Source organism: Methylomonas sp. 2BW1-5-20 (genome assembly GCF_052474515.1).
In genome coordinates this window covers 2,419,429-2,439,219 of record NZ_CP184127.1, presented here as the reverse complement: position 1 = coordinate 2,439,219, position 19,791 = coordinate 2,419,429, and the positions used below count along the sequence as shown (strand labels likewise).

Annotated in this window: 18 protein-coding genes and 1 tRNA gene; 13 read left to right on the top strand and 6 right to left on the bottom strand. The window is 49.9% G+C overall.

The window, feature by feature from the left end:
• Positions 1–136: 136 nt before the first annotated feature.
• From ilvA to ACH50O_RS11020, 5 genes are all read left to right on the top strand, one after another.
• The gene (ilvA, locus tag ACH50O_RS11040) at positions 137–1,663 is read left to right on the top strand and encodes a threonine ammonia-lyase, biosynthetic (protein ID WP_446812061.1); all 1,527 of its coding nucleotides are present in this window, start codon (positions 137–139) and stop codon (positions 1,661–1,663) included.
• Positions 1,664–1,869: 206 nt separating this feature from the next.
• The gene (locus ACH50O_RS11035) at positions 1,870–2,652 is read left to right on the top strand and encodes a VPLPA-CTERM sorting domain-containing protein (RefSeq protein WP_446812060.1); all 783 of its coding nucleotides are present in this window, start codon (positions 1,870–1,872) and stop codon (positions 2,650–2,652) included.
• Positions 2,653–2,765: 113 nt separating this feature from the next.
• Positions 2,766–3,605, top strand: coding sequence for a VPLPA-CTERM sorting domain-containing protein (locus tag ACH50O_RS11030; RefSeq protein ID WP_446812059.1), 840 nt, complete (start codon positions 2,766–2,768; stop codon positions 3,603–3,605).
• 79 nt (positions 3,606–3,684) lie between these two features.
• Positions 3,685–6,225, top strand: a complete 2,541-nt coding sequence (locus tag ACH50O_RS11025; RefSeq protein WP_446812058.1) for a TonB-dependent receptor — start codon at positions 3,685–3,687, stop codon at positions 6,223–6,225.
• Positions 6,226–6,687: 462 nt separating this feature from the next.
• Positions 6,688–7,341, top strand: a complete 654-nt coding sequence (locus ACH50O_RS11020; RefSeq protein WP_446812057.1) for a hypothetical protein — start codon at positions 6,688–6,690, stop codon at positions 7,339–7,341.
• A 78-nt stretch (positions 7,342–7,419) separates the two neighbouring features.
• On the opposite strand, the gene ACH50O_RS11015 is transcribed toward ACH50O_RS11020, so the two are convergent.
• Together ACH50O_RS11015 and ACH50O_RS11010 are read right to left on the bottom strand one after the other, a co-directional pair.
• Positions 7,420–8,295 (bottom strand): fructosamine kinase family protein, encoded by an 876-nt coding sequence (locus tag ACH50O_RS11015; protein ID WP_446812056.1) that lies wholly within the window; start codon positions 8,293–8,295, stop codon positions 7,420–7,422.
• A gap of 8 nt (positions 8,296–8,303) precedes the next feature.
• Positions 8,304–9,965 carry a glutamine--tRNA ligase/YqeY domain fusion protein gene (locus ACH50O_RS11010; protein ID WP_446812055.1) on the bottom strand — a complete coding sequence of 554 codons (1,662 nt, stop codon included), beginning with the start codon at positions 9,963–9,965 and terminating at the stop codon, positions 8,304–8,306.
• A gap of 250 nt (positions 9,966–10,215) precedes the next feature.
• Between ACH50O_RS11010 and rpoH the strand changes: the two genes are divergently transcribed.
• The 6 genes from rpoH to ACH50O_RS10980 all read left to right on the top strand — a co-directional run bounded on the left by rpoH (position 10,216) and on the right by ACH50O_RS10980 (position 15,858).
• Positions 10,216–11,070 carry an RNA polymerase sigma factor RpoH gene (rpoH, locus tag ACH50O_RS11005; protein ID WP_446812054.1) on the top strand — a complete coding sequence of 285 codons (855 nt, stop codon included), beginning with the start codon at positions 10,216–10,218 and terminating at the stop codon, positions 11,068–11,070.
• A 47-nt stretch (positions 11,071–11,117) separates the two neighbouring features.
• Positions 11,118–11,202, top strand: a tRNA-Leu gene (locus tag ACH50O_RS11000).
• Between the two features lie 192 nt (positions 11,203–11,394).
• A complete protein-coding gene (locus tag ACH50O_RS10995; protein ID WP_446812053.1) occupies positions 11,395–12,648 on the top strand; it encodes a tyrosine-type recombinase/integrase in 1,254 nt (417 codons plus the stop codon).
• 120 nt (positions 12,649–12,768) lie between these two features.
• Positions 12,769–12,960 carry a helix-turn-helix transcriptional regulator gene (locus ACH50O_RS10990; RefSeq protein WP_446812052.1) on the top strand — a complete coding sequence of 64 codons (192 nt, stop codon included), beginning with the start codon at positions 12,769–12,771 and terminating at the stop codon, positions 12,958–12,960.
• 66 nt (positions 12,961–13,026) lie between these two features.
• Entirely contained in the window at positions 13,027–15,249 is a 2,223-nt protein-coding gene (locus tag ACH50O_RS10985) for a phage/plasmid primase, P4 family (RefSeq protein ID WP_446812051.1), read from the top strand.
• A 150-nt stretch (positions 15,250–15,399) separates the two neighbouring features.
• Positions 15,400–15,858, top strand: a complete 459-nt coding sequence (locus tag ACH50O_RS10980; protein ID WP_446812050.1) for a hypothetical protein — start codon at positions 15,400–15,402, stop codon at positions 15,856–15,858.
• A 130-nt stretch (positions 15,859–15,988) separates the two neighbouring features.
• Here ACH50O_RS10980 and ACH50O_RS10975 read toward each other — a convergent pair whose 3' ends face one another.
• The 4 genes from ACH50O_RS10975 to ACH50O_RS10960 all read right to left on the bottom strand — a co-directional run bounded on the left by ACH50O_RS10975 (position 15,989) and on the right by ACH50O_RS10960 (position 18,247).
• On the bottom strand, positions 15,989–16,267 hold the full coding sequence (locus ACH50O_RS10975; protein WP_446812049.1) for a hypothetical protein: 279 nt from the start codon (positions 16,265–16,267) through the stop codon (positions 15,989–15,991).
• Complete coding sequence (locus ACH50O_RS10970) at positions 16,260–16,910, bottom strand: hypothetical protein (protein WP_446812048.1); 651 nt, start codon at positions 16,908–16,910, stop codon at positions 16,260–16,262. The genes ACH50O_RS10975 and ACH50O_RS10970 overlap by 8 nt, the downstream gene beginning before the upstream one ends.
• A gap of 12 nt (positions 16,911–16,922) precedes the next feature.
• Positions 16,923–17,342 carry a hypothetical protein gene (locus ACH50O_RS10965; RefSeq protein WP_446812047.1) on the bottom strand — a complete coding sequence of 140 codons (420 nt, stop codon included), beginning with the start codon at positions 17,340–17,342 and terminating at the stop codon, positions 16,923–16,925.
• A 677-nt stretch (positions 17,343–18,019) separates the two neighbouring features.
• Positions 18,020–18,247 (bottom strand): hypothetical protein, encoded by a 228-nt coding sequence (locus ACH50O_RS10960; protein ID WP_446812046.1) that lies wholly within the window; start codon positions 18,245–18,247, stop codon positions 18,020–18,022.
• Between the two features lie 713 nt (positions 18,248–18,960).
• On the opposite strand from ACH50O_RS10960, the gene ACH50O_RS10955 reads away from it, so the two are divergent.
• Together ACH50O_RS10955 and ACH50O_RS10950 are read left to right on the top strand one after the other, a co-directional pair.
• Complete coding sequence (locus tag ACH50O_RS10955; RefSeq protein ID WP_446812045.1) at positions 18,961–19,614, top strand: tyrosine-type recombinase/integrase; 654 nt, start codon at positions 18,961–18,963, stop codon at positions 19,612–19,614.
• On the top strand, positions 19,589–19,756 hold the full coding sequence (locus ACH50O_RS10950; protein WP_446812044.1) for a hypothetical protein: 168 nt from the start codon (positions 19,589–19,591) through the stop codon (positions 19,754–19,756). The genes ACH50O_RS10955 and ACH50O_RS10950 overlap by 26 nt, the downstream gene beginning before the upstream one ends.
• Positions 19,757–19,791 lie beyond the last annotated feature (35 nt).

Sequence of the window (19,791 nt, the reverse complement as noted above, 5' to 3'; positions counted from 1 at the left end):
ATTGTATGGGATAATAACCGATTAAGGCTGATCTCTCAGCAGTTTTTACGCCGACGCGGCTTCAGGCGGCATCGCTTGCACAGCCCAGGTATCAACGCATGGACGGCATATGCGTCTGCAGTTGCCGAGGACAATAATGCAAAAATACATAGAAAAAATATTGCGGGCAAAAGTCTACGATGTTGCCGAGGAAACCCCATTGGATTTTGCCGCGACGCTGTCGGAGAAAATCAACAACAAGGTCTATTTAAAACGCGAAGATTTACAGCCGGTGTTCTCGTTTAAATTGCGCGGCGCCTATAACAAGATCGCTTCCCTGACGCCCGAGCAAACTAGTTACGGCGTCATCGCCGCTTCCGCCGGCAATCATGCGCAAGGCGTGGCACTGGCGGCCAAGAAATTGGGGATTAAAGCCCTAATTGTGATGCCGAAAACTACGCCGGAAATCAAGATCAAATCGGTCAAGGCGCGCGGCGCTAAAATCGTGCTGCACGGCGATTCCTACGACGACGCTTATGCACACGCCATGGAATTGGTCGCCGAGAAAGGCATGACCTTCATCCATCCTTACGACGACCCGGAAGTAATCGCCGGACAGGGCACAGTGGGTATGGAAATCCTGCGGCAGCATAACGGCGATATCCACGCGATATTCGTGCCGGTTGGCGGCGGCGGGCTAGTGGCCGGTATCGCCGCCTACGTCAAATTCGTGCGCCCCGCAATTAAAGTCGTCGCGGTGGAGCCGGACGACGCCGATTGTTTGAATCAGGCTTTGAAAGCCGGCCAGCGCGTGGTGCTGGAACAAGTGGGGCTATTCGCCGACGGGGTGGCGGTAAAGCAGATAGGTGAAGAGCCCTTCCGCATTGCCCGGCAGTATGTCGATCAGGTGATTACCGTCAGTACCGACGAGATTTGCGCGGCCATCAAAGACATCTTCGACGATACCCGCTCGGTGGCCGAGCCGGCCGGTGCATTGGCGGTCGCGGGATTAAAAAAATACGCGGAACAGCAACACCTGCTGCAACATACGCTAATCGCCATCGACAGCGGCGCCAATATCAATTTCGACCGCTTGCGTTATGTTGCTGAGCGCACACTGGTCGGCGAGCATCGGGAAATTTTGCTAGCGGTAGAAATACCCGAGGTGCCGGGCAGTTTCTTGAGATTTTGCAAAATGATAGGCAAGCGCAGCATCACCGAATTCAATTACCGCTATTTCGACGCGCGCATGGCGCAGGTGTTTGTCGGTATCAGCAGCAGCGGCGCGGAAAACGACCGGCAGCATCTGATTGAGCAGTTGGCCGAAGACGGTTTTCCGGTTACCGATATGACCGGCAACGAACTGGCCAAGGATCATATTCGTTACATGGTCGGCGGTCATGCGCCATTCGAGTTGAAGGAGAGTGTCTACAGCATCCAGTTTCCCGAGCGCCCTGGCGCACTGCTGAAGTTTCTGCTGGCCCTCGGCAGTCAATGGAATATCAGCTTGTTTCATTACCGCAATCACGGTGCGGCCTTCGGTAAGGTGTTGATTGGTCTACAGATTAGCGCAGAGCAACGCCGCAGTTTTGAACAATGTCTCGGCGCGTTGGGTTTGGCCTATCATGAAGAGACCGGCAATCCGGCTTATCGTTTGTTTGTCGGCGGTAACGAGATTGACTAAGCGATGGGATAGGGCTTATGTCATGGCAATGTGAGCCCAGATAGCCTCGCTAGAAGAATACGGCGAAAAAACCGTGGCCTTGTTAACGATATTAAAGATTAGGAAATATTCAATTTAAATATCGGGAAAAATTCCCTGCCATTCGCTGGGGCGTTTCCTGACAATAACGCGGAACAATTCCATCGTTATTTTTTGTCAGGAGACTTATGAAACATACCGCTAATTCTATTCGCCGGGCCATCTATTCGCTAGGTGTTTGCGCCGGTTTGACGCTGGCGCAACCCGCTGCGGCTGCCAGTCTGGATTTGAATTTTAACTATCGTTTAACGCCAGCCGTTGGCGATTTGGGTATCACCATCGCCACCGCGCATTTTAAGGATATCGTTTCCGGTAATGGTTATTCCGGCATTGATCTGGTATTGACCAATGTCGCCTCCAATGCCCTGCCTGGCCAAGGGGCTACTAGTTACATCTCGGGTTTACTGCTGGCGTTCGATTACGACGATGCGGACTTGCCTAGCATTTTGGTCGAACAATTTACCGACGATACAGCGCAATCCGATCGTTGGGAACCCCAAGAAGACGTAGCCACGGTCGATGGTTTCACTTTTACCAGCGAATTGGGTTTTCCCCGTTCCGAAACATCGAGCACTCTCGGAGCCAGATTGGGCGTCGGCGAAAAAGCACATATCCAATTCTGGAATGATGGCGGTTCCTTGCCGACCGCTCTTTCCGTCGCTTCCTTGGTTGAAGCGATTCGCGGCTCTGCCGCCAATCCGAGCGTGCCGGATATCTTTGCCGCGGTCAAAGTGCGTAGTGCGCCGAATTTGAGCGGCAGTGGTAACTTCGAAGTGATCGAATCGGTACCGACGGTGGTAATCGGCGGAGTGTTACCGGTCACCGCGCCAGTTCCGGTGCCGGCAGCCCTGCCATTGTTCTTGTCGGCCCTGGCGGGTTTCGGCCTTCTGCAACGCCGTCGTACAGCCTAACGTCTCCCTAAAACCCCTGTGCGGAATCGCCGCGGCCGCATCCGGCCGGCCGGCGGTGACACGCCTTTAGTTGGGTTTAGCCAATCCACTAAAATCAATATATGGAAACCACTATGAGCAAAGTTTTAACGTCTCTGGCTTTTACCAGTGCGCTGCTGGCTAGCGTCTCCGACGTTGCCGCTAGTAGCAGTACCCTAAGTTTCAATTACATCGCCAATAATTTATACGGCAATGCCGGTGTGGCTTCAGTCGCCACTTTGACTGTAACCGACTTGGCCGATTTAGGATTGAACGGTGAAGGTTACGGCGGCGTGCGTTTGCAACTTACTGCCGGGAATTTAAATCAATTTTCATCCGGTGCGGCCGGCAGCAAAATCTGGATATCGTCCTTTGAATTAAATTTTCCGGGTACATCCCCGGATAACGGTTATGACTTCAACAATCAGCACTGGTCGCATGTTAGTGGTGTCAATCTGGCGCCCGTAACATCCGGTGGGTTGAGCGGCGGTATTGAATGGCAGGAAGACGGTGCGACTAACGGTTGGGGCGCGACGGCGGGGGACCCGGCATTTGGGCAGGAATACAATTTCACTGCGGAAACCCTGCTGCAAGGGTTGAGCAGCACCATAGACATATACAATTCGGCGGGCTTCGGTGGCATCAGCGTGGCGAATTTGCTGAATCCCGCCAACTATGTGGAGAACGCCGCCGCGTCGACTCAGCCGCTGGCTTTAGGTTGGATCAAACTCCGTGGCACCGGCAACGCCAATCCCAGCTTACGCGGCATAGCCAGCTCCGGTTTTTGGGGTAATTCGGCGACAGGGGGCAATCCGCAACAGAACCGGCTGGATGTGTTGGCTACCGCTCCGGTACCGTTACCCGCCGCACTGCCTTTGTTTCTGAGCGCTTTGGCTGGCATGGGCGCGTTAGGGCGTCTTAAAAAACGCAGTTAAAACTCAGTTCCTCGCTCCCTTTGGCTGGGCCACATCGATTGCTCGGTATGCCCAGCTTTTTTTAGACAGTCTGTTTGATATGAAACAAGTACAAAAACTGGGTCAAGTGTCGGCGTTATCGTTAGTGGTTGCATTTGCCGGCCGGATATCGCCGGCATTGGCTGAAAGTACGGAGGATGACGCACTGGACGCGGTGGAAGTGGTCTCGGTTACGCCGTTACACGGTATAGGACTGCCGAAGGATAAAATCCCGTCAAATGTGCAGACAGCGACCAGTGCCGATCTCGATCGCAGCGAGGTGCTGGATTTGACTAGTTATATGAATAGGAACTTGGGTAGCGTAACGATCAACGCCGCGCAGAACAATCCCTTACAGCCGGACTTCAACTTTCGCGGTTTCACGGCATCCCCGTTGCTGGGCTTGGCCCAGGGCTTGACGGTGTATGTCAACGGCGTACGCTTTAATGATCCTTTTGGCGATACGGTCAACTGGGATATGTTGCCGGAATCGATGATACATAGCGTCAATTTGTTCAGCGGCGCCAATCCCTTGTTCGGCTTGAATACCCTGGGCGGTGCAATTTCTATCGAAACCAAAAACGGCTTTAATTCTCCCGGTCACGAGCTGGAAGTTTACGGTGGCGCATTTGGGCGCAATGTGGTGTCGGCGGAAACTGGCGGCAATAACGGCAGTTTGGGTTATTTCATCAATGTTCGTCATTTTGGCGAAGACGGCTGGCGCGATGCATCCCCGTCCGAGGCCTTGAATGTGAATGGCTCCTTGGGATGGCGCGGCGAGCGTTCTACATTGGATTTGCATGTTTTGTACGGCGACAGTAATCTGGTCGGTAACGGTGCTATTCCGGTGGAGTTGCTGGGGCAGAATCGGGAGGCGATTTTCACGTCGCCCGACATTACCCGGAACGACATGAAGTCGTTTACCTTGGAAGGTACGCATTGGCTGAACGACAAAATGCAATTTTCCGCTAACGGCTTTTATAGGGACACCGTTACGCATGCGTTCAATGGTGACGGCAGTATTTATCTGGACGGTTCGGGCGCGCCCGACGATGGCGTACCGTTGGGCAGTTTCGGCGTATTCGATGCCGGGTTGGGTGAAGTGGGCCCGGCGTATGCTTTGTTCCCGAGCAATAATGAGTTTTTCAGTACCTTGGCTCATGCCGGCGTTACTCTGGAATCGCCAACGCCGGGCGAGCCCTGGATGTACGCTAATAATCAGATTGATTCTGCGGTCAACCCGGCAACCGGCAATTTAATCAAGGATGATTATGTGTTGCGGGATCAAAACGGCAATGCGGTTGGCTACGATGATCCCAGCCGGCCTTTGAATGCAGTAAACAACATCAGCAAACGCGGCCAGAAAACCTTTGGCGGCACGGCGCAAACCACAATTCAACACAAGTTGTTCGGCTTGAACAACCAGTTGATTTTGGGTGCCGCGTATCAGCGCGGTTTGGTTAATTTTACTTCCGAAGTGGAAATCGCGCGTTTGCTGCCCAACCGTAGTACGCAGGGTACTGGTTTATTCATTCCTGCCGATGCAACCGGAATGGGCGGCGTCACTAGCACCACCTCGGGCTTCGTGCACGATACATTGGATTTGACCGATACGCTGAGCTTAACTGCCGGCGGTCGCTACAATTACACCAATGTGCAGATCCGCGATATGTTAGGTAATGGACCGGAATTGAATGGCGACCATTACTTCCAGCGCTTCAACCCCTCCGCCGGTTTGACCTGGAAAATCAGCGATAAGGTCACTGCTTACGGGGGGTATAGCGAATCGGCGCGGGCGCCGACCATTGTCGAACTGGCCTGCGCCGATCGCGAAGCGGATTGTCGCTTGCCCAACGCTTTTCTGGCCGATCCTCCATTGGATCAGGTAGTGGCGGAAAGCTTCGAAGCCGGTTTGCGCGGTGCGTTTGGCAAGACCTTGGCCTGGAATCTAGGCATATTTCATACTATTAACCGTAAGGACATCATTTTTCAGGCGACGGGTGGGGCCACGTCGAATATCGGTTTTTTCGACAATATTGGCGACACCCGGCGCATGGGGCTCGAGGCCGGTTTGTCGGGATTAGTGTTTGATGACTGGCGCTGGTTTTTGCGTTATAGCCTGGTCGATGCCACTTTCCGAAACAATTTCTTTGTTAGCAGTCCAACCCATCCTAATAAGATTGAAACTTGGGATGCTACCGATTACACCTATAGCGCGGTCATTCCAGTGGAGAAGGGAGATCATATCCCCGGTATCGCCAAGCACTCCTTGAAAGTAGGCTTGGACGTGCCGGTGACCAGGGATTTGGCGGTGGGTGCGGACGGTGTGTTCAACACAGGCCAATATTTGCGTGGCGACGAAGGTAATTTTCTGGACCAGACCAAGCCGTATTTTGTGTTGAACATTCATGCTAATTATCGGATTACCGATCATCTCAGCGCTTTCATGATGATGGAAAATGCGTTGAATAGTAATTATCAAACCTTCGGTATTTTGGGCGAACCCAACGAAATCCCCGGCTTCGAGAACTTTCATAATCCCCGGTTCCAAGGCCCGGCGCCGCCATTTGGGGCTTGGGTGGGATTTCGTTACAAAATGTAGCGGTAAGTCGTATAACAAACAAGAGTTAACTCGACGGGTTCTGCATGCTCCGCAAGGCATTGCATAAGAGAGGCTTATGGGCAGTTTCTTGTATTAATGAGAAAAATTATTAACCACGGTTTGAAATAATTCTTTGCTGCGAAATGCCCTGTCTTAAGTAAAGTGTGCTTATGCCGTCTTAATCAAATGGAGACATCAGGTCATGGGGGCTGGCATTACTTCGTGACAACCGTTTCGGACGGAAACAAGCTTTTTTGGCTGGGGGTAGGCGTATCGGGGGGGGGGGTTAAGTAGCATTTGTTGAGTCGTGACTGTCGATCTTTCTTACAGTTTGGAGGGTGAGAAAGTGTGGAATTTTTTCAAGTAGTTGAAAAAAATAGAAATATTGTTTTGGTATGAGTATTGCTTTAACATGGATAAGCAGTTTTTCTGCTAGAACTGATTTCCATGGGAGAATTTCATATGAGTCACTCTAAGACCGTTAGATTAGTTACAGCCATAATCTTCAATTACTTGGCAATCTTGTTGTTCGTACCTTTGCAAGCGCAGGCATCTTTGTTGAGTGATTCCGTCAACGTTAGCTTTCCAACCGACTCAAGCAACGACATCGTCACCGTCGTGACCGGGCCGGAGTTCACGCACGGCGATTCCAGCAGTATCGGAAACAACCTTTTATTGGATGGGGAGTATATTGATATCCTCGAAAGTGCCGTTGTCTATCACATTCGGGGTAACGGTGGCATCGTAAACATTGAGGGTGTCGACTACATCAGTCCAGGTTTCGCAAGCGGGCATCAATTCGTTTTTTCCGATCTCGATTTCTCGGGTATACCCAATGCCATTCTGACAGGGGTTACCGTTGCTCTGACCGATGTGATTAATGTCGAGTTAGGTACCGACGTGTTTTTTAATGCAGACTCAGTCACTCTGAATCTTGGTCGCATTCTAGTCAAGTACAACAATGACATTAATCCGAGCTTCGGTACTATCACCATGAATTTGCAGTTTGCCACGGCACCTGTGCCGCTGCCTGGCAGTGTGATTTTTTTGGTATCCGGCTTGGCCATATTGTCGCGCGGCTTCTTAACGCGGCATAAAAAGCTGGATATTGTTTGATTTTAAGGGAGATTTTGGTGTTGTAAAACAGCCTGGTTGAACCAAATTTTCCGGCGTTTCAGCGTGCGTTTATCTTAATTATTTTAATTCGGCAAGTAATTGGTTAATCATATTGATGGCTTGCGACAAATAGCCGCTACCGAATAAATTGAGGTGATTGAGAATATGGTAAAGGTTGTAAAGGGTTTTTCGGATTTTGTAGCCGTTATTTAGCGGATATTCGGCTTGATAGGCCGCATAAAAATCCCTGCCGAAACCGCCGAACAACTCGGTCATTGCTAGGTCCGCTTCGCGGTCTCCGTAATAACAGGCCGGGTCGAATATTATCGGTTGTCCTTGGCTGTCCGCGGCAGCGTTGCCGCCCCATAAATCGCCGTGCAGTAGTGATGGGTGAGGGCGGTAATCGCTGAAAAAATCGCCAATTCTTGCCAGTAATTTTTCCCCTTGAGATTGCAGTGAGCTGCCGTAACCGTTTGTGGCGGCGAGCTGCAATTGTTTGCTTAGACGTTGTTGCCGCCAAAAACCTACCCAGTCGTCTTTCCTATCGTTGTGTTGTGGAGTTGAGCCTATAGTATTGTCTATAGGCCAACCGAAATAGGCTTGCCGTTGGCTATGTAATTGAGCGAGCTGTTGTCCGAACAGGCTGGCGCTATTGCCGTTTAACGATCTAAGTTCAATAAACTCCAATACCAGATAAGCGTATTGTTGAAAGTCGCCAAAACAAATTACATCTGGCACACGCACCGCGCCCATGCCGGCGAATTCGCGTAAACCGGCTGCTTCGGCAACGAACATGCTCGCCAAGTCTGCGCGGTTCAGTTTGATAAACCAGTCGATGTTTTCGGTCTTCAGACGATAGGCACTGTTGATGTCGCCGCCGCCAATGCTTCTCAAACTTGAGTTCTGTAAGGATTGCCCCGTTTGCGTTTCAAGGTGGCGGATTAAGGCTTGCATGTGAGAGTTTATTTGCCCCAACTGTCGCGTAATGTCACGGTGCGGTTAAACACCAGTTTCCCTGGTGTGCTGTCGGCGTAGTCCAAGCAAAAATAGCCGGTCCGCTCGAATTGATAGCGAGTATCCGCCGAGGCATTAACAAGGCTGGCTTCCACTCGGCAATCGATTAATACTTCCAGTGAGTTAGGATTAATACCATCCAGGAAATTATCTAAGGTGTCGGGGTTGGGGTGGCTGAACAATCGATCATATAAGCGCAATTCGGCTGGCAGGGCGTGTTTTTCGGATACCCAGTGAATTACGCCTTTCACTTTGCGGCCTTCCGGATTTTTGCCTAAGGTAGCGGGGTCGTAGCTGCAGCGTAATTCGACGATGTTACCGGCAGCGTCTTTAATTACATCCTCGCATTTGATGACATAGGAGCCGCGTAGCCTAACTTCGCCGCCCGATACCAAACGTTTGAAGTCCTTTGGCGGATTTTCCATGAAATCGTCTTGTTCGATCAGGATGGTTTTGGAAAAACTGACTTCGCGGCTGCCCATTTCCGGTTTTTGCGGATGATTGGCTATTTGGTAGGTTTCGGTTTTGCCTTCTTCCCAGTTGGTTATAACCACTTTTAACGGTCTTAATACTGCCATCGCTCGCGGAGCGCGTTCGTTCAAGTCCTCGCGAATGCAGTTTTCCAGCACACCCATTTCGATCCAGGAATCGTTTTTGGTGACGCCGATGCGCTCGCAAAAATCCCTAATCGCTTCCGGCGTAAAGCCGGCCCGGCGCAGGCCGGAAATAGTCGGCATGCGCGGGTCGTCCCAGCCATTGACGTGTTTTTCGGTGACCAATTGCAGCAATTTTCGCTTGCTGACGATGGTGTATTCCAACTGTAGGCGGGCGAACTCGATTTGTTGCGGATGGCAGGGAGTTTGTAATTTGTCCAACACCCAGTCATACAGCGGCCGGTGATCTTCGAACTCCAAGGTGCAGATCGAGTGGGTGATGCCTTCCAACGCGTCGGAAATGCAATGGGTGTAGTCGTACATCGGATATAAGCACCAAGCATCACCGGTACGTTGATGATGCACGCGGCGGATGCGGTAGATGGTGGGGTCACGCATATTAATATTAGGCGATGCCATGTCGATTTTGGCCCGCAATACGTACTGACCGTCAGCGAATTCGCCGGTGCGCATGCGGGTAAATAAATCCAGGTTTTCCTCAATGGAGCGACTGCGGTCCGCACTTTCCTTGCCTGGTTCGGTTAATGTGCCACGGTCTGTGCGCATTTGCTCCGGGCTAGAGCTATCGATATAGGCATCGCCTTGTTTAATCAACTGCACCGCATAATCGTAAAGCTGTTCGAAATAGTCGGACGCGTGATATTTGCCGGCCCATTTGAAACCCAGCCATTGCACGTCGCGTTCGATGGCTTCCATATATTCGACGCTTTCTTTTTCCGGATTGGTGTCGTCGAAACGCAAGTTGCAGGTACCGTTGTTTTCGGCCGCCAGTGTGAAGTTCAGGCAAATGGATTTGGCGTGCCCTATGTGTAGATAGCCGTTGGGTTCGGGAGGAAAACGGGTAGCGACTTTGCCGTTATTTTTGTTAGCGGCCAGATCTGCGGCGATGATTTGTCTAATAAAGTTGGATGAAACTGGGCTATCGGTAGCGGACATGTGCGGGTAACAGGCTATGGGGTTAGGTGGTTTTGCGAAGATACATGGCAAATATTAGTTTGGCTGCCATTTTAACGACTTTGGCCGGAATTCGTAAAGGCGGCGAATTAGCTGGCGATATATCTAAGTCGAGAGAAAATTCATTGTAACTATATGAAAATAAACATTTTTACTAAATTATTAGCACTCTTGTTAATCGAGTGCTAGAATTCGGTCATCGTTAATTTATTCCACCGGAAACGAGGGTGATATGAACAACAGCTTGGCTTTACCGATCAATTTATCGGTTGGGACGTTTGATTCTTATTTGAGCTTGGTAGCTCAAATGCCAAAACTCAGCGTAGAGCAAGAGCAGGAATTGGCTTTGCGTTATCGGGATGAAGGCGATCTGAATGCCGCACGCGAGCTGGTGATGTCCAATCTACGTTTTGTCGCGCATGTGGCCAGAGGCTACGCAGGATACGGCTTGCCATTGGCGGATATCGTGCAGGAGGGCAATATCGGCTTGATGAAAGCGGTAAAGCGTTTCGATCCCGACATGGGCGTACGCTTGGTATCGTTTGCCGTGCATTGGATTAAAGCGGAAATTCACGAATATGTGATAAAAAACTGGCGCATCGTTAAAGTCGCGACGACCAAAGCGCAGCGCAAGCTGTTTTTTAATCTGCGTAAATTTAAAAAGGACTTGAATTACCTATCGCAAGATGATGCGGAAGCGATCGCGGAAAATCTGGATGTTGATGTAAAGGCCGTTTACGAAATGGAACGGCGTTTAGACGGTCGCGACATCGGGCTGGAGCCGAGTACTGATGACAGTGAAGAGCACGCGCAGGCGCCGATTGCATATTTGGAGCAACACGGTGCGGATCCTGCCCTGTTGTTGGAAAACAGCGACTGGGAGGACCGTAAGGAAGAATTGTTGATGGATGCAATGGCCGGTCTCGACGACAGAAGCCGCGATATTCTGGCTAGCCGTTGGCTGGTAGAAGAAAAAGCCACGTTGCACGAATTGGCGGACCGTTACCAGGTATCGGCCGAACGTATCAGACAGCTTGAACAAAACGCTATGAAAAAGCTGAAAGCCGCTGTAACGTTAGCCGCGTAAAAATAGGTTGGCAATTCTAAAAAACTGAGTATAATATCCCTTTCTTTGCCGGGGTGGTGAAACTGGTAGACGCGCCGGATTCAAAATCCGGTTCCTTCGGGAGTGTCGGTTCGATTCCGACCCTCGGTACCATCTACTCTTTTAGAGTAGTCCAAAGAAAACTAAAAACCTGCAAGCCGTCTGGCTTAGCGGGTTTTTTATTGTCCAGGATTGTACAAGGAGTACTAAGGACATACACGCAAAAGCGTGTCAATTATCGTAGCAATTCGAAGTGTGACAATAAAATTGACACACGAGTTGACACACCCAAGGAGGGGTAAAGCAATGGCGATAAATCTAAATAAAGATACTGTCTATCGTTCAGCCAAGGCTGAAAATAAAAACCGCATGATCAACGACGGCGGTGGGCTCTATCTGCAAATCACAACCCGTGACCACAAGCGTTGGTATTTCGTATACACGTTTGATGGTAAGCGCAAAAAATTGTCGATAGGCGTCTATCCTTCTGTAACTTTGGAAGTTGCAAGGGAGAGGGCTAGGGAGGCGCGGGAATCGGTAGCCACTGGGCTCGACCCCGCCGAACGGAAAGCACAGGCCAAGAAGTCCAAGAAACAGGCGGTAGTCAATGAAAAACTGCTTGAGGCTGGTTTGCCTATTGTCGACAGTTTTGAACATGTGTGTCGGCAATGGTTAGCTGACACCGCACACACGGTAAGGGATATAACTCAACAAAAGAAAGTTCGGCGGTTTGAACTGTATGTATTCCCTGAGATTGGTCGAAAATCTATAGACGGCGTTAAATCTCCGGATGTTTTCGCCATAGTCCGCCCTTTGATTCTGAAAAACCAACTGGAAACCGCGCACCGGGTAAGGTCGGACATTAGTGCCGCCTTTGCTTATGCCATTGCCCATGGCTTCACCGATTACGATCCAGCGCAAGCTGTTGGCGCCCAGATTCCCGCGCAAAAGGTGAAACATAATGCGGCCATAACCGAACCCAAGGAAGTCGCGCAATTATTAAGGGATATTGTCCAGTATCAAGGCACCTTTGTTGTCCAATGTGCGCTCAGGCTTTCACCAATGTTATTTCAGCGGCCGGGCGAAATTCGCCAGATGGAATGGCAAGACGTCGATCTTGAGGCTAAGGAGTGGCGCTACTTTGTCACTAAAACGGAAGTGCAACACATAGTTCCGTTATCTCGACAGGCTGTTGAAATATTGGAACGAATCAAGCTGCTAACCGGTGCCGGGCGCTATGTTTTTCCGTCTAGTCGGGGAGATGGTCGGCCTATGTCAGATGGAACCATTCGCACGGCGTTGAAAACACTAGGCTATGAAAAGGAAGTGATGAGTGCCCACGGTTTCAGAACCACGGCGTCTACGTTGCTCAATGAACAAGGCTGGTCACCGGATGCGATCGAGCGGCAACTGTGCCATATGCCCAAGGATCAGGTGAGGGCGGCTTATAACCGGGCGCAATATTTGGATGAGCGCCGCCGCATGATGCAAAGCTGGGCGGATTACCTGGACGGCTTGAAGGCCGGGGCGACTGTGCTGCAGTTTAGGAAAAGCAGTTGAGAGATTTTTTTAACTTCTTTTCGTGGTTTTCAACGTTCTGCCCTATACGGGATAGTCACCCTTAGTTACAGTGGCTCTGGGGAGACATCCCCAGACCATTGACTATTTAGGAGTTACACCATGAAAGGATCTCAAGAACAGCTTATCCGGCTAGCTACAGTTTTAAACCTGACAGGGTTGCCGAAATCATCCCTCTACCATCAAATCAAAAATGGCAGCTTTCCAAAACCAGTGAAACTCTCAGAACGATCAGTTGCCTGGAAAGTTTCTGAAATCGAAGCTTGGGTCGAATCGAGACAGGTTGCAGCGTGAATAAAACAAATGACCACCTAACGGATGTAGGCGGCCACTCTTTAACCCGGAAAAAGGACTTTCCAGATGCCAATATTAACACCCTTGGGCTTTGCGCCCGAAAATATTCCACGGGAACTTAGGGATCAACCACGCTGGGCTTGTTACAAACTAGAACCGAACCCAGACGGCGGCAAAGATAAGAAGGTTCCGAACAATCCCTCTACAGGCCGACACGCTAAAATCAATGAGCCTGCCACTTTTGGGACGTTCGATGCGGCTTTGGCGGGCGTAACCTCTGGCCGATTTGACGGGATCAACTACGCGTTCGGGTATGACACGTTCGTGGGTATTGATCTAGACACGGTTGTACACCCGGAAACCGGCGAATTTTTAGACGCGGACGCCGCCGAAATTGTTAGACGGTTTTCTGAGGCCGGGGCCTATGTAGAACGGTCCCCAAGCAGTGCAGGTATTCGAATCATTTGCAAAGGGCTATTGCCCGGTTTTGGCAAGGGCCGAACGGGGTTCAACCATTTTGAAGTTTATGGCAAAGGCCCGAAAGGTTTGCATTTCTTAAGTCTAACTGGGAACGCGATCAACCCCGTTGAAACTGTGCCGTTTTGCGTCGACTTGTGCCTAGAATTTTCCAGGGAGTACATACAACGGCCGGAGACACTGCCAAGGCCTATAGAAGTCGTCGGCGAATCCCCGGAATTGTCGGACGAGGAAATTATTAGGCTTGTGAGGGGCGCAAAAAACGGGGTTGAGTTTTCCACACTGTTTGATAACGGTAGCACAGGCGACCACAGTTCGGATGATCTGCGGTTATGCTCGATGCTCGGGTTCTATACACAAAACCCTGACCAGATAGACCAGATATTCCGCGAATCGGCGTTATACAGAGCTAAGTGGGATCGAGCCGACTACCGGGAATCGACGATTCGAAAAGCCCTTGAAGGCCTGACAGCTACTTATCAACGTCGGGGGCCTGAAATCCGTTACGGCACAACTGAATCGGAGGCGGCCCGGCGACTTGTCGAAAGCGACGAGGGCTCAAGTTTTCGAGTATTGCGGCAAGCGCGACGGCCCGACGTCTACCGGTACGATGGCGGCGTTTGGCGGATTGACCATCACAGAGCCGCTTTGTTGAATGCGGTTCGGGGAGTTGCTAAACAACTCCGTACTGAAATGGTCGAGGAAGCAAACGCCCAACGCCGCGACAAACTCTACAGTTTGGCGAAGAAGCTCGAGACGCGGCGAGGTTTGGACGACGTCACGACCCTGGCAACTTACATGCTTGCAGAGTTTGACCCGCATTTGTCGGATCAGCAAGATGGTTTGCTGCTTGTCGCAAACGGCCAGTTGATATTAGCTACCGGTGAACTTATTCCGCACGACCCATTGAACCAATGGACGCGCCAAAGCTTTATTGTTTTCGATCCAAGGGCGAAGTGTCCGACATTCACAAAACTCATTTACGAGTTTTGCTGCGGAGATGAAGCGTTAGCGCGGTTTTTGCAACTCTGGTTCGGGTATTGCTGTTCTGGTTATACCGTTGAGCACAAAGCCGCGATATTTTTTGGATTTGGACAAAACGGAAAATCGGTTCTGCTGGAAACTATCAAACACATCTTAAGTCAATTTGCGACCACCACCCCCACGGATACGCTATTACAACGGCGATCAGATCAGACCAATGATATTGCCGCGCTAGAAGGCGTTCGGTTTGTCTCGGCAATCGAGACGGACGAAGGGCAGGCATTGGCCGAAGGTCGTGTAAAGTCTTTGACCGGAGGGGATGAAATCGTTTGTCGGAAGTTGTTCGAGGAATTCAGAACCTTTACACCGAAGTTCAAGCTGAACTTGGCAACTAATGCAAAGCCTAGGGTTTCCGGTACAGATAATGGAATATGGCGCCGGTTGCTGTTAATCCCTTGCCGCGCGGAGGTATCAAACCCCGACCGGCAATTGTTCGAAAAATTGAAAGCAGAGGCATCGGGGATTCTGAATTGGTTGGTCGAAGGCTTTCGAGCTTGGCAGGCAGAAGGCTTAGTTATTCCAGACTGCATCAAACAAGCCACGGCAGACTATCGGCAGGAGTCGGACATTGTCGGGCGGTTCCTGGAAGATAACCCGCCACCGTTTGACCCGGTTAAATCATCAATCATTTACAAGCAGTTCGCTTTGTGGGCTGATGAACAAGGACATAAGGCTTTTTCGCAGATGCGGTTTTCTCAAAAACTTACCGAAAAAGGGTTCTCGATCAGCAAACGTCAGGACGGAAATTACATTCGCCGGCCGAAATAGGGCGGCAAAAATATGGAAGCATGGAGGCTGTGGAGGCTGTGTCACTACTGTAAGTCACAAAGGAATTTGTGATTCTTATAGGGTGGATTCGCTTCCAGGCCTCCATAGCCTCCATGCCATTTTTGAAACAATGCACATCGGAGGTGCGGTTTGTCATTAAAAATCAAGGAATTATCGCCAAGGCAGCGGCGCGTATTGCAAAAACTAGCTGAGGGCTTGCCACCAGCAACGGTTGCAAAAGAGTTGGGCTATCGGCCGGAACATGTTTCCCGGCTCCAGTGTTCGGAGTTAGGGCGTTTTGAGCTGGAAAGATTGCGTGCCGAAGCTGAGGCAACTTTAGCCTCTGCCTTGCCGAAACTGGTTGTCGATTCCGTGGCTGTTCTGGAAAAACAGCTTCAAAGCCCCATCTTGGAGGTTCGAACACAGGCCGCTCACTTCGTTCTACGGTGGCTTGCCCCGAAACAAATCAAAGGCACTGCCAAAAACATTGGTCAAGTATTTGAGGTGGTACCAGACCCCGTCAGCAAGGACGCTGACAAAGAATTTTCAATAACCCAGCTCAAGGACGAGGTGACTTATGACAAACTCAGCGGACAAATTTATAAATGATCTAATCGACGAAATCAGCCGATTTTCAAACGCCCCCGATAATATCTTGTTAATCGACTCGGAGCAGGGCTACGATATGTTAGAAAGCATATATGAAGTTTCCTACGAAGCAAACCTGAGGCTTACACCTCTACCGAATTCTCAAGTAAAGCGTGGCGAGCCTTATTACAACACCTTTCAGCGCCAACTCTGGAAGCTCTTGTACTTGTACGCTGATCGGTTCACTTGTGTCGGATTCCGGCGCCTTATGATGGCGATTGCTTCTTGTGAGGTGGCTAAATTTGAAACTTGAGATTTGAAAAATCCGGGCGGCGTCGGTCTGAGTCGCCCGGGTATCTTCTATAAATAGGCAACGAATGCTTGAAGCCCCCAAGTTTTTAAAAGTTGACTGACAAATAAAGTCAGCCATGACCTTTCCAGGCTGCTACTTCCGCATCAATCTTCTTTAACATCAATTTCAGCAACTCACGCAAACTATCCGCCATTGTGGTGCGCATGGCCTGCTCAATCGTGGTGACCTGTGAGCCGGTATATTCTTTATCCGCATCAGTAACTACCATCTCAAACTTCTGGTCAGTCAGAACATTGCCATTTTGCTCGAAGGTGATGTGCAATGACGTAATCCCCGCCACACGAGCAACTAAAAAGCCTGCCGTTTGAGCACAGAATGCATTGATGTCAGTCTTCATCAGCACATCATCGGGACTCGTCGATATTGTCACCACCTTTACGAACATTCCAGAAGTTTCCAGCTCCTTAAGCAGTCTCTCCCGGATTACTTGCGGGGCGTTGGTGGCCCAGAAGGGATCTGTTGAGCAACCAGTCCATTTCGTACCGGCAACGTGCTCGTCGTAATGCTGTGAGCGTTGATCTATCGGAGTGGCCACAACGAGCACGTGAGGATAAGGGGTTGATTTGGTAGAAAAGCCAGTAGGTGTTTTGGGAAAAGGCGAAGAAGCGCCTGGAATGCGAAGTGCCGAACGGTTGCAACCGCAAACCACAATAAACAGAGCTACCGAAAATGTAGCCCAAACCAATCTTGGTTTCATCATATACAGCTTTCGTTATTTTCTAAAAAGTTCGATCAGTAAGGGTCTGATTTTGTTTTTGGTTTGACCTATTGCCGATGGCCCTAACGCCGCAGTATATGAAGCCATGCCAATTTGATGGCTGTCTTTTGTAACTGAAAATTCCGCCATTGATAAATAGACGCTAAATGTCCAGAACCAATCCCATGACCATTGCGCGTCATAACTCAAGATGTAATCACAAGACACCTCAGGCTTAAAAAGCTCGGTTCTAATATTATGTTCTTCAATTTGGCTGCGCACCTCCGGTAAGAAGTCGTCTGAAAATACTTTTTCGTTTTCCTTAATGCAAAGGTGGGAGATAGTTTCAGCGGCTGGGACGGGCTCAATTCGGGTAACGGGTGACGCACACGCACTAAGAAAGCAAATTGGAAGCATGGTGGCGAATTTTTTCATCGTGTGTCCTTTTCAATTGAGAAATGTTTGTCTTAGGATGGACCCCACACCTTTGGTGTGTAGTAGTGCCGGCAATTTTCGGTAAATAATTACAAGCAAACAAGAAAAATTGACTCTCGTTTTCGGGAGGCATAGCCAAGAGCAAGTCGTTAGCGTCGCGTGGTTTTAAATTTTCAAAATTTTACGGGCAGCAGGTACCGCCAAGCTCGAGCCCCTGGCCTAGAAGTTGATGGCCGGGGTTAAGTCACAAAGTCCCTGAAACTAGCTTTACAGTTCGTAAAACTCAGGTAATCTGATTCACACCGAAGGCGACAAAGTTCATGCCGCACTTACCGGAGACAAAGGCTTGTCTCAGCAATGAGCGAAAAGCCAACAGCGACAGCACACGCCGCTGGCGGCCCCTTGAGCAAGGGCCTTTTTACAAAGCTTCAAGCAGCACCTTGAAGTCACACTAAACCGAATGAACATTGGTGACTTTAAGTCGTGCAACAAATTTTTATCTTTAGTAGAACCCCTCATGGTCGTTGTTGATCACAGAGGCGGTGTTTTAACGCGAGACTTAGTCAAGCATGGGAACGTGTATTACCTACTCGAAGGGTTGGCTTTCAGGGGGGGTCGCAGTTTGGACAGGGAAAGCTTGAAAAGTACGGCCCTGATAACTTCAGGGCCGTTTTTGCCTAGTAGCTACGACCTCTAAAACCGCCATGAGCCTCGATCAATTCAAGCATGTAGTCTTTTTGGACTTCAGTTATACCGAACTCGATTGAATAACGGTTGTAAATATCCCATCGACCAATGTAGTTTTTTCTAACTACGATAAAAGGGTCGAAAGGCTTAGGAAGCTTGAACTCCTGACGAGTTTTCTTTATTAGTTGTTTTAGGGTAATGCCTTTTTTATTGAGCATAGGTATCTCCAAAAGATTAGTTAAATACCTTGCCTTGCCTCGATATGTCGCGACTTAATAAAGCGTCACACACCTTAAAATAGTACATGTCCAACATCGAATTGGCAACGTTTGTAGTTAGGTGTTTAAAACCGTAGGCAATGGAGCCAGGGATGAGGGAAAAAGTAAATTGCCAGCAGTTTAACGGCCGGAGACAGCCCGCCCGCCTGCTTAATGACAGGCAAAAACCGAAACTGACAGCACACGGTTTCGGCGCCCCTTGGGCAAGGGCAATTTTAGTTGCAAGGCCTTTGATGTGTTGCCCTGCTGTGGCGGGGTGGTTTTGGTTGGCTCTTTAACAAGCTGGACAGGGAGAAATGTAGCCGGTCACAGGATGTCGTCGGCAAATCTTTTGTGTTAATTTGGCGGCGCATCAGGATGCAAAAATAGAAATCGTGTCAATAATCGTACCAATTCTAGCTTTATAAAAAATGAGGTTATATAAATCATATGCTTACAGTTAAGTCGGTTCCGACCCTCGTACCATCTACTCTTCCAGAGTAGTCCAAAGAAATTAAAAAACCCGCTAGCCGCAAGGCTTAGCGGGTTTTTTATTGTCCAAAGAAAACCAACAAAATGCAGTAACAGCTTGCATTTTTTGTAGTAAGTCGAAATTCAGTAACAAAAGTTACTGAATTTCCGCTGCTGAGTTACTGTAAAAATCGGGGGTTTGAATGGCAAAACAACTGCTTAAAGACATTTCAGTTTGCAATGCCAAGCCAGCTAGCAAAGATCTCCGTCTAAACGACGGTTCCGGTTTGTATTTGCTGGTTAAGGCCAGTGGCGCCAAATGGTGGCGCTTCGATTATTCCGTTGACGGTCGTCGAAAAACTATTTCTCTTGGTGTTTATCCCTCCGCCGGCTTGGCTGATGCTAGGCGTAAAGCGGACGAGGCCAGAGTGCTCGTAGCAAGTGGCGTTGACCCCAGCGATAGCCGCAAAGCCGATAAAACCGCTAGAAAAGATGCAATCGAACAGGAAATGCGCCTCGATGCCGGTCTGCCGCCAATCAACAGCTTCGAATACGTCACGCGCGAATGGTTAGCTTCAAACGCTCACACCGTCCGCGACATTACCCGCCAAAAGAAACTTCGCCGATTCGAGCTGTATGTGTTCCATGCAATCGGCCAAATGCCGATCGGCGAGGTGAAGTTGCTGGATGTTTTCGCCATCGTGCGTCGGTTGATTATCAAAAACCAATTGGAAACCGCGCACAGGCTGCGCTCTGATATCAGTGGCGCCTTTGCCTATGCCATCCCACGGCTTCACCGATTACGACCCAGCGCAAGCTATCGGCGCCCAGATGCCCGCGCAAAAAGTTACCCATAACGCCGCTTTAACCGATCCCAAGGAGGTCGGCCAATTGCTGCGGGACATTACTCACTATCAAGGCACCTTTGTTGTGCGAACCGCGCTCAACCTGTCGTTGTTGGTGTTTGGTATCGCCCAATTACGACGTGAAAGCCGGTAGCCTTTGCGGTTATCGATTTTTCTTTTGGGGCATAT

Coding starts and splice junctions, on each gene's coding strand:
- ACH50O_RS10985 (WP_446812051.1), top strand. CDS start 13,027: ATGCCAATATTAACACCCTTGGGCTTTGCGCCCGAAAATATTCCACGG.
- ACH50O_RS11015 (WP_446812056.1), bottom strand. CDS start 8,295: ATGCAAGCCTTAATCCGCCACCTTGAAACGCAAACGGGGCAATCCTTA.
- ACH50O_RS11025 (WP_446812058.1), top strand. CDS start 3,685: ATGAAACAAGTACAAAAACTGGGTCAAGTGTCGGCGTTATCGTTAGTG.
- ACH50O_RS10990 (WP_446812052.1), top strand. CDS start 12,769: ATGAAAGGATCTCAAGAACAGCTTATCCGGCTAGCTACAGTTTTAAAC.
- ilvA (WP_446812061.1), top strand. CDS start 137: ATGCAAAAATACATAGAAAAAATATTGCGGGCAAAAGTCTACGATGTT.
- ACH50O_RS10970 (WP_446812048.1), bottom strand. CDS start 16,910: ATGATGAAACCAAGATTGGTTTGGGCTACATTTTCGGTAGCTCTGTTT.
- ACH50O_RS10965 (WP_446812047.1), bottom strand. CDS start 17,342: ATGAAAAAATTCGCCACCATGCTTCCAATTTGCTTTCTTAGTGCGTGT.
- ACH50O_RS11035 (WP_446812060.1), top strand. CDS start 1,870: ATGAAACATACCGCTAATTCTATTCGCCGGGCCATCTATTCGCTAGGT.
- ACH50O_RS10955 (WP_446812045.1), top strand. CDS start 18,961: ATGGCAAAACAACTGCTTAAAGACATTTCAGTTTGCAATGCCAAGCCA.
- ACH50O_RS11020 (WP_446812057.1), top strand. CDS start 6,688: ATGAGTCACTCTAAGACCGTTAGATTAGTTACAGCCATAATCTTCAAT.
- ACH50O_RS11030 (WP_446812059.1), top strand. CDS start 2,766: ATGAGCAAAGTTTTAACGTCTCTGGCTTTTACCAGTGCGCTGCTGGCT.
- ACH50O_RS11010 (WP_446812055.1), bottom strand. CDS start 9,965: ATGTCCGCTACCGATAGCCCAGTTTCATCCAACTTTATTAGACAAATC.
- ACH50O_RS10975 (WP_446812049.1), bottom strand. CDS start 16,267: ATGGCTGACTTTATTTGTCAGTCAACTTTTAAAAACTTGGGGGCTTCA.
- rpoH (WP_446812054.1), top strand. CDS start 10,216: ATGAACAACAGCTTGGCTTTACCGATCAATTTATCGGTTGGGACGTTT.
- ACH50O_RS10995 (WP_446812053.1), top strand. CDS start 11,395: ATGGCGATAAATCTAAATAAAGATACTGTCTATCGTTCAGCCAAGGCT.
- ACH50O_RS10950 (WP_446812044.1), top strand. CDS start 19,589: ATGCCCGCGCAAAAAGTTACCCATAACGCCGCTTTAACCGATCCCAAG.
- ACH50O_RS10960 (WP_446812046.1), bottom strand. CDS start 18,247: ATGCTCAATAAAAAAGGCATTACCCTAAAACAACTAATAAAGAAAACT.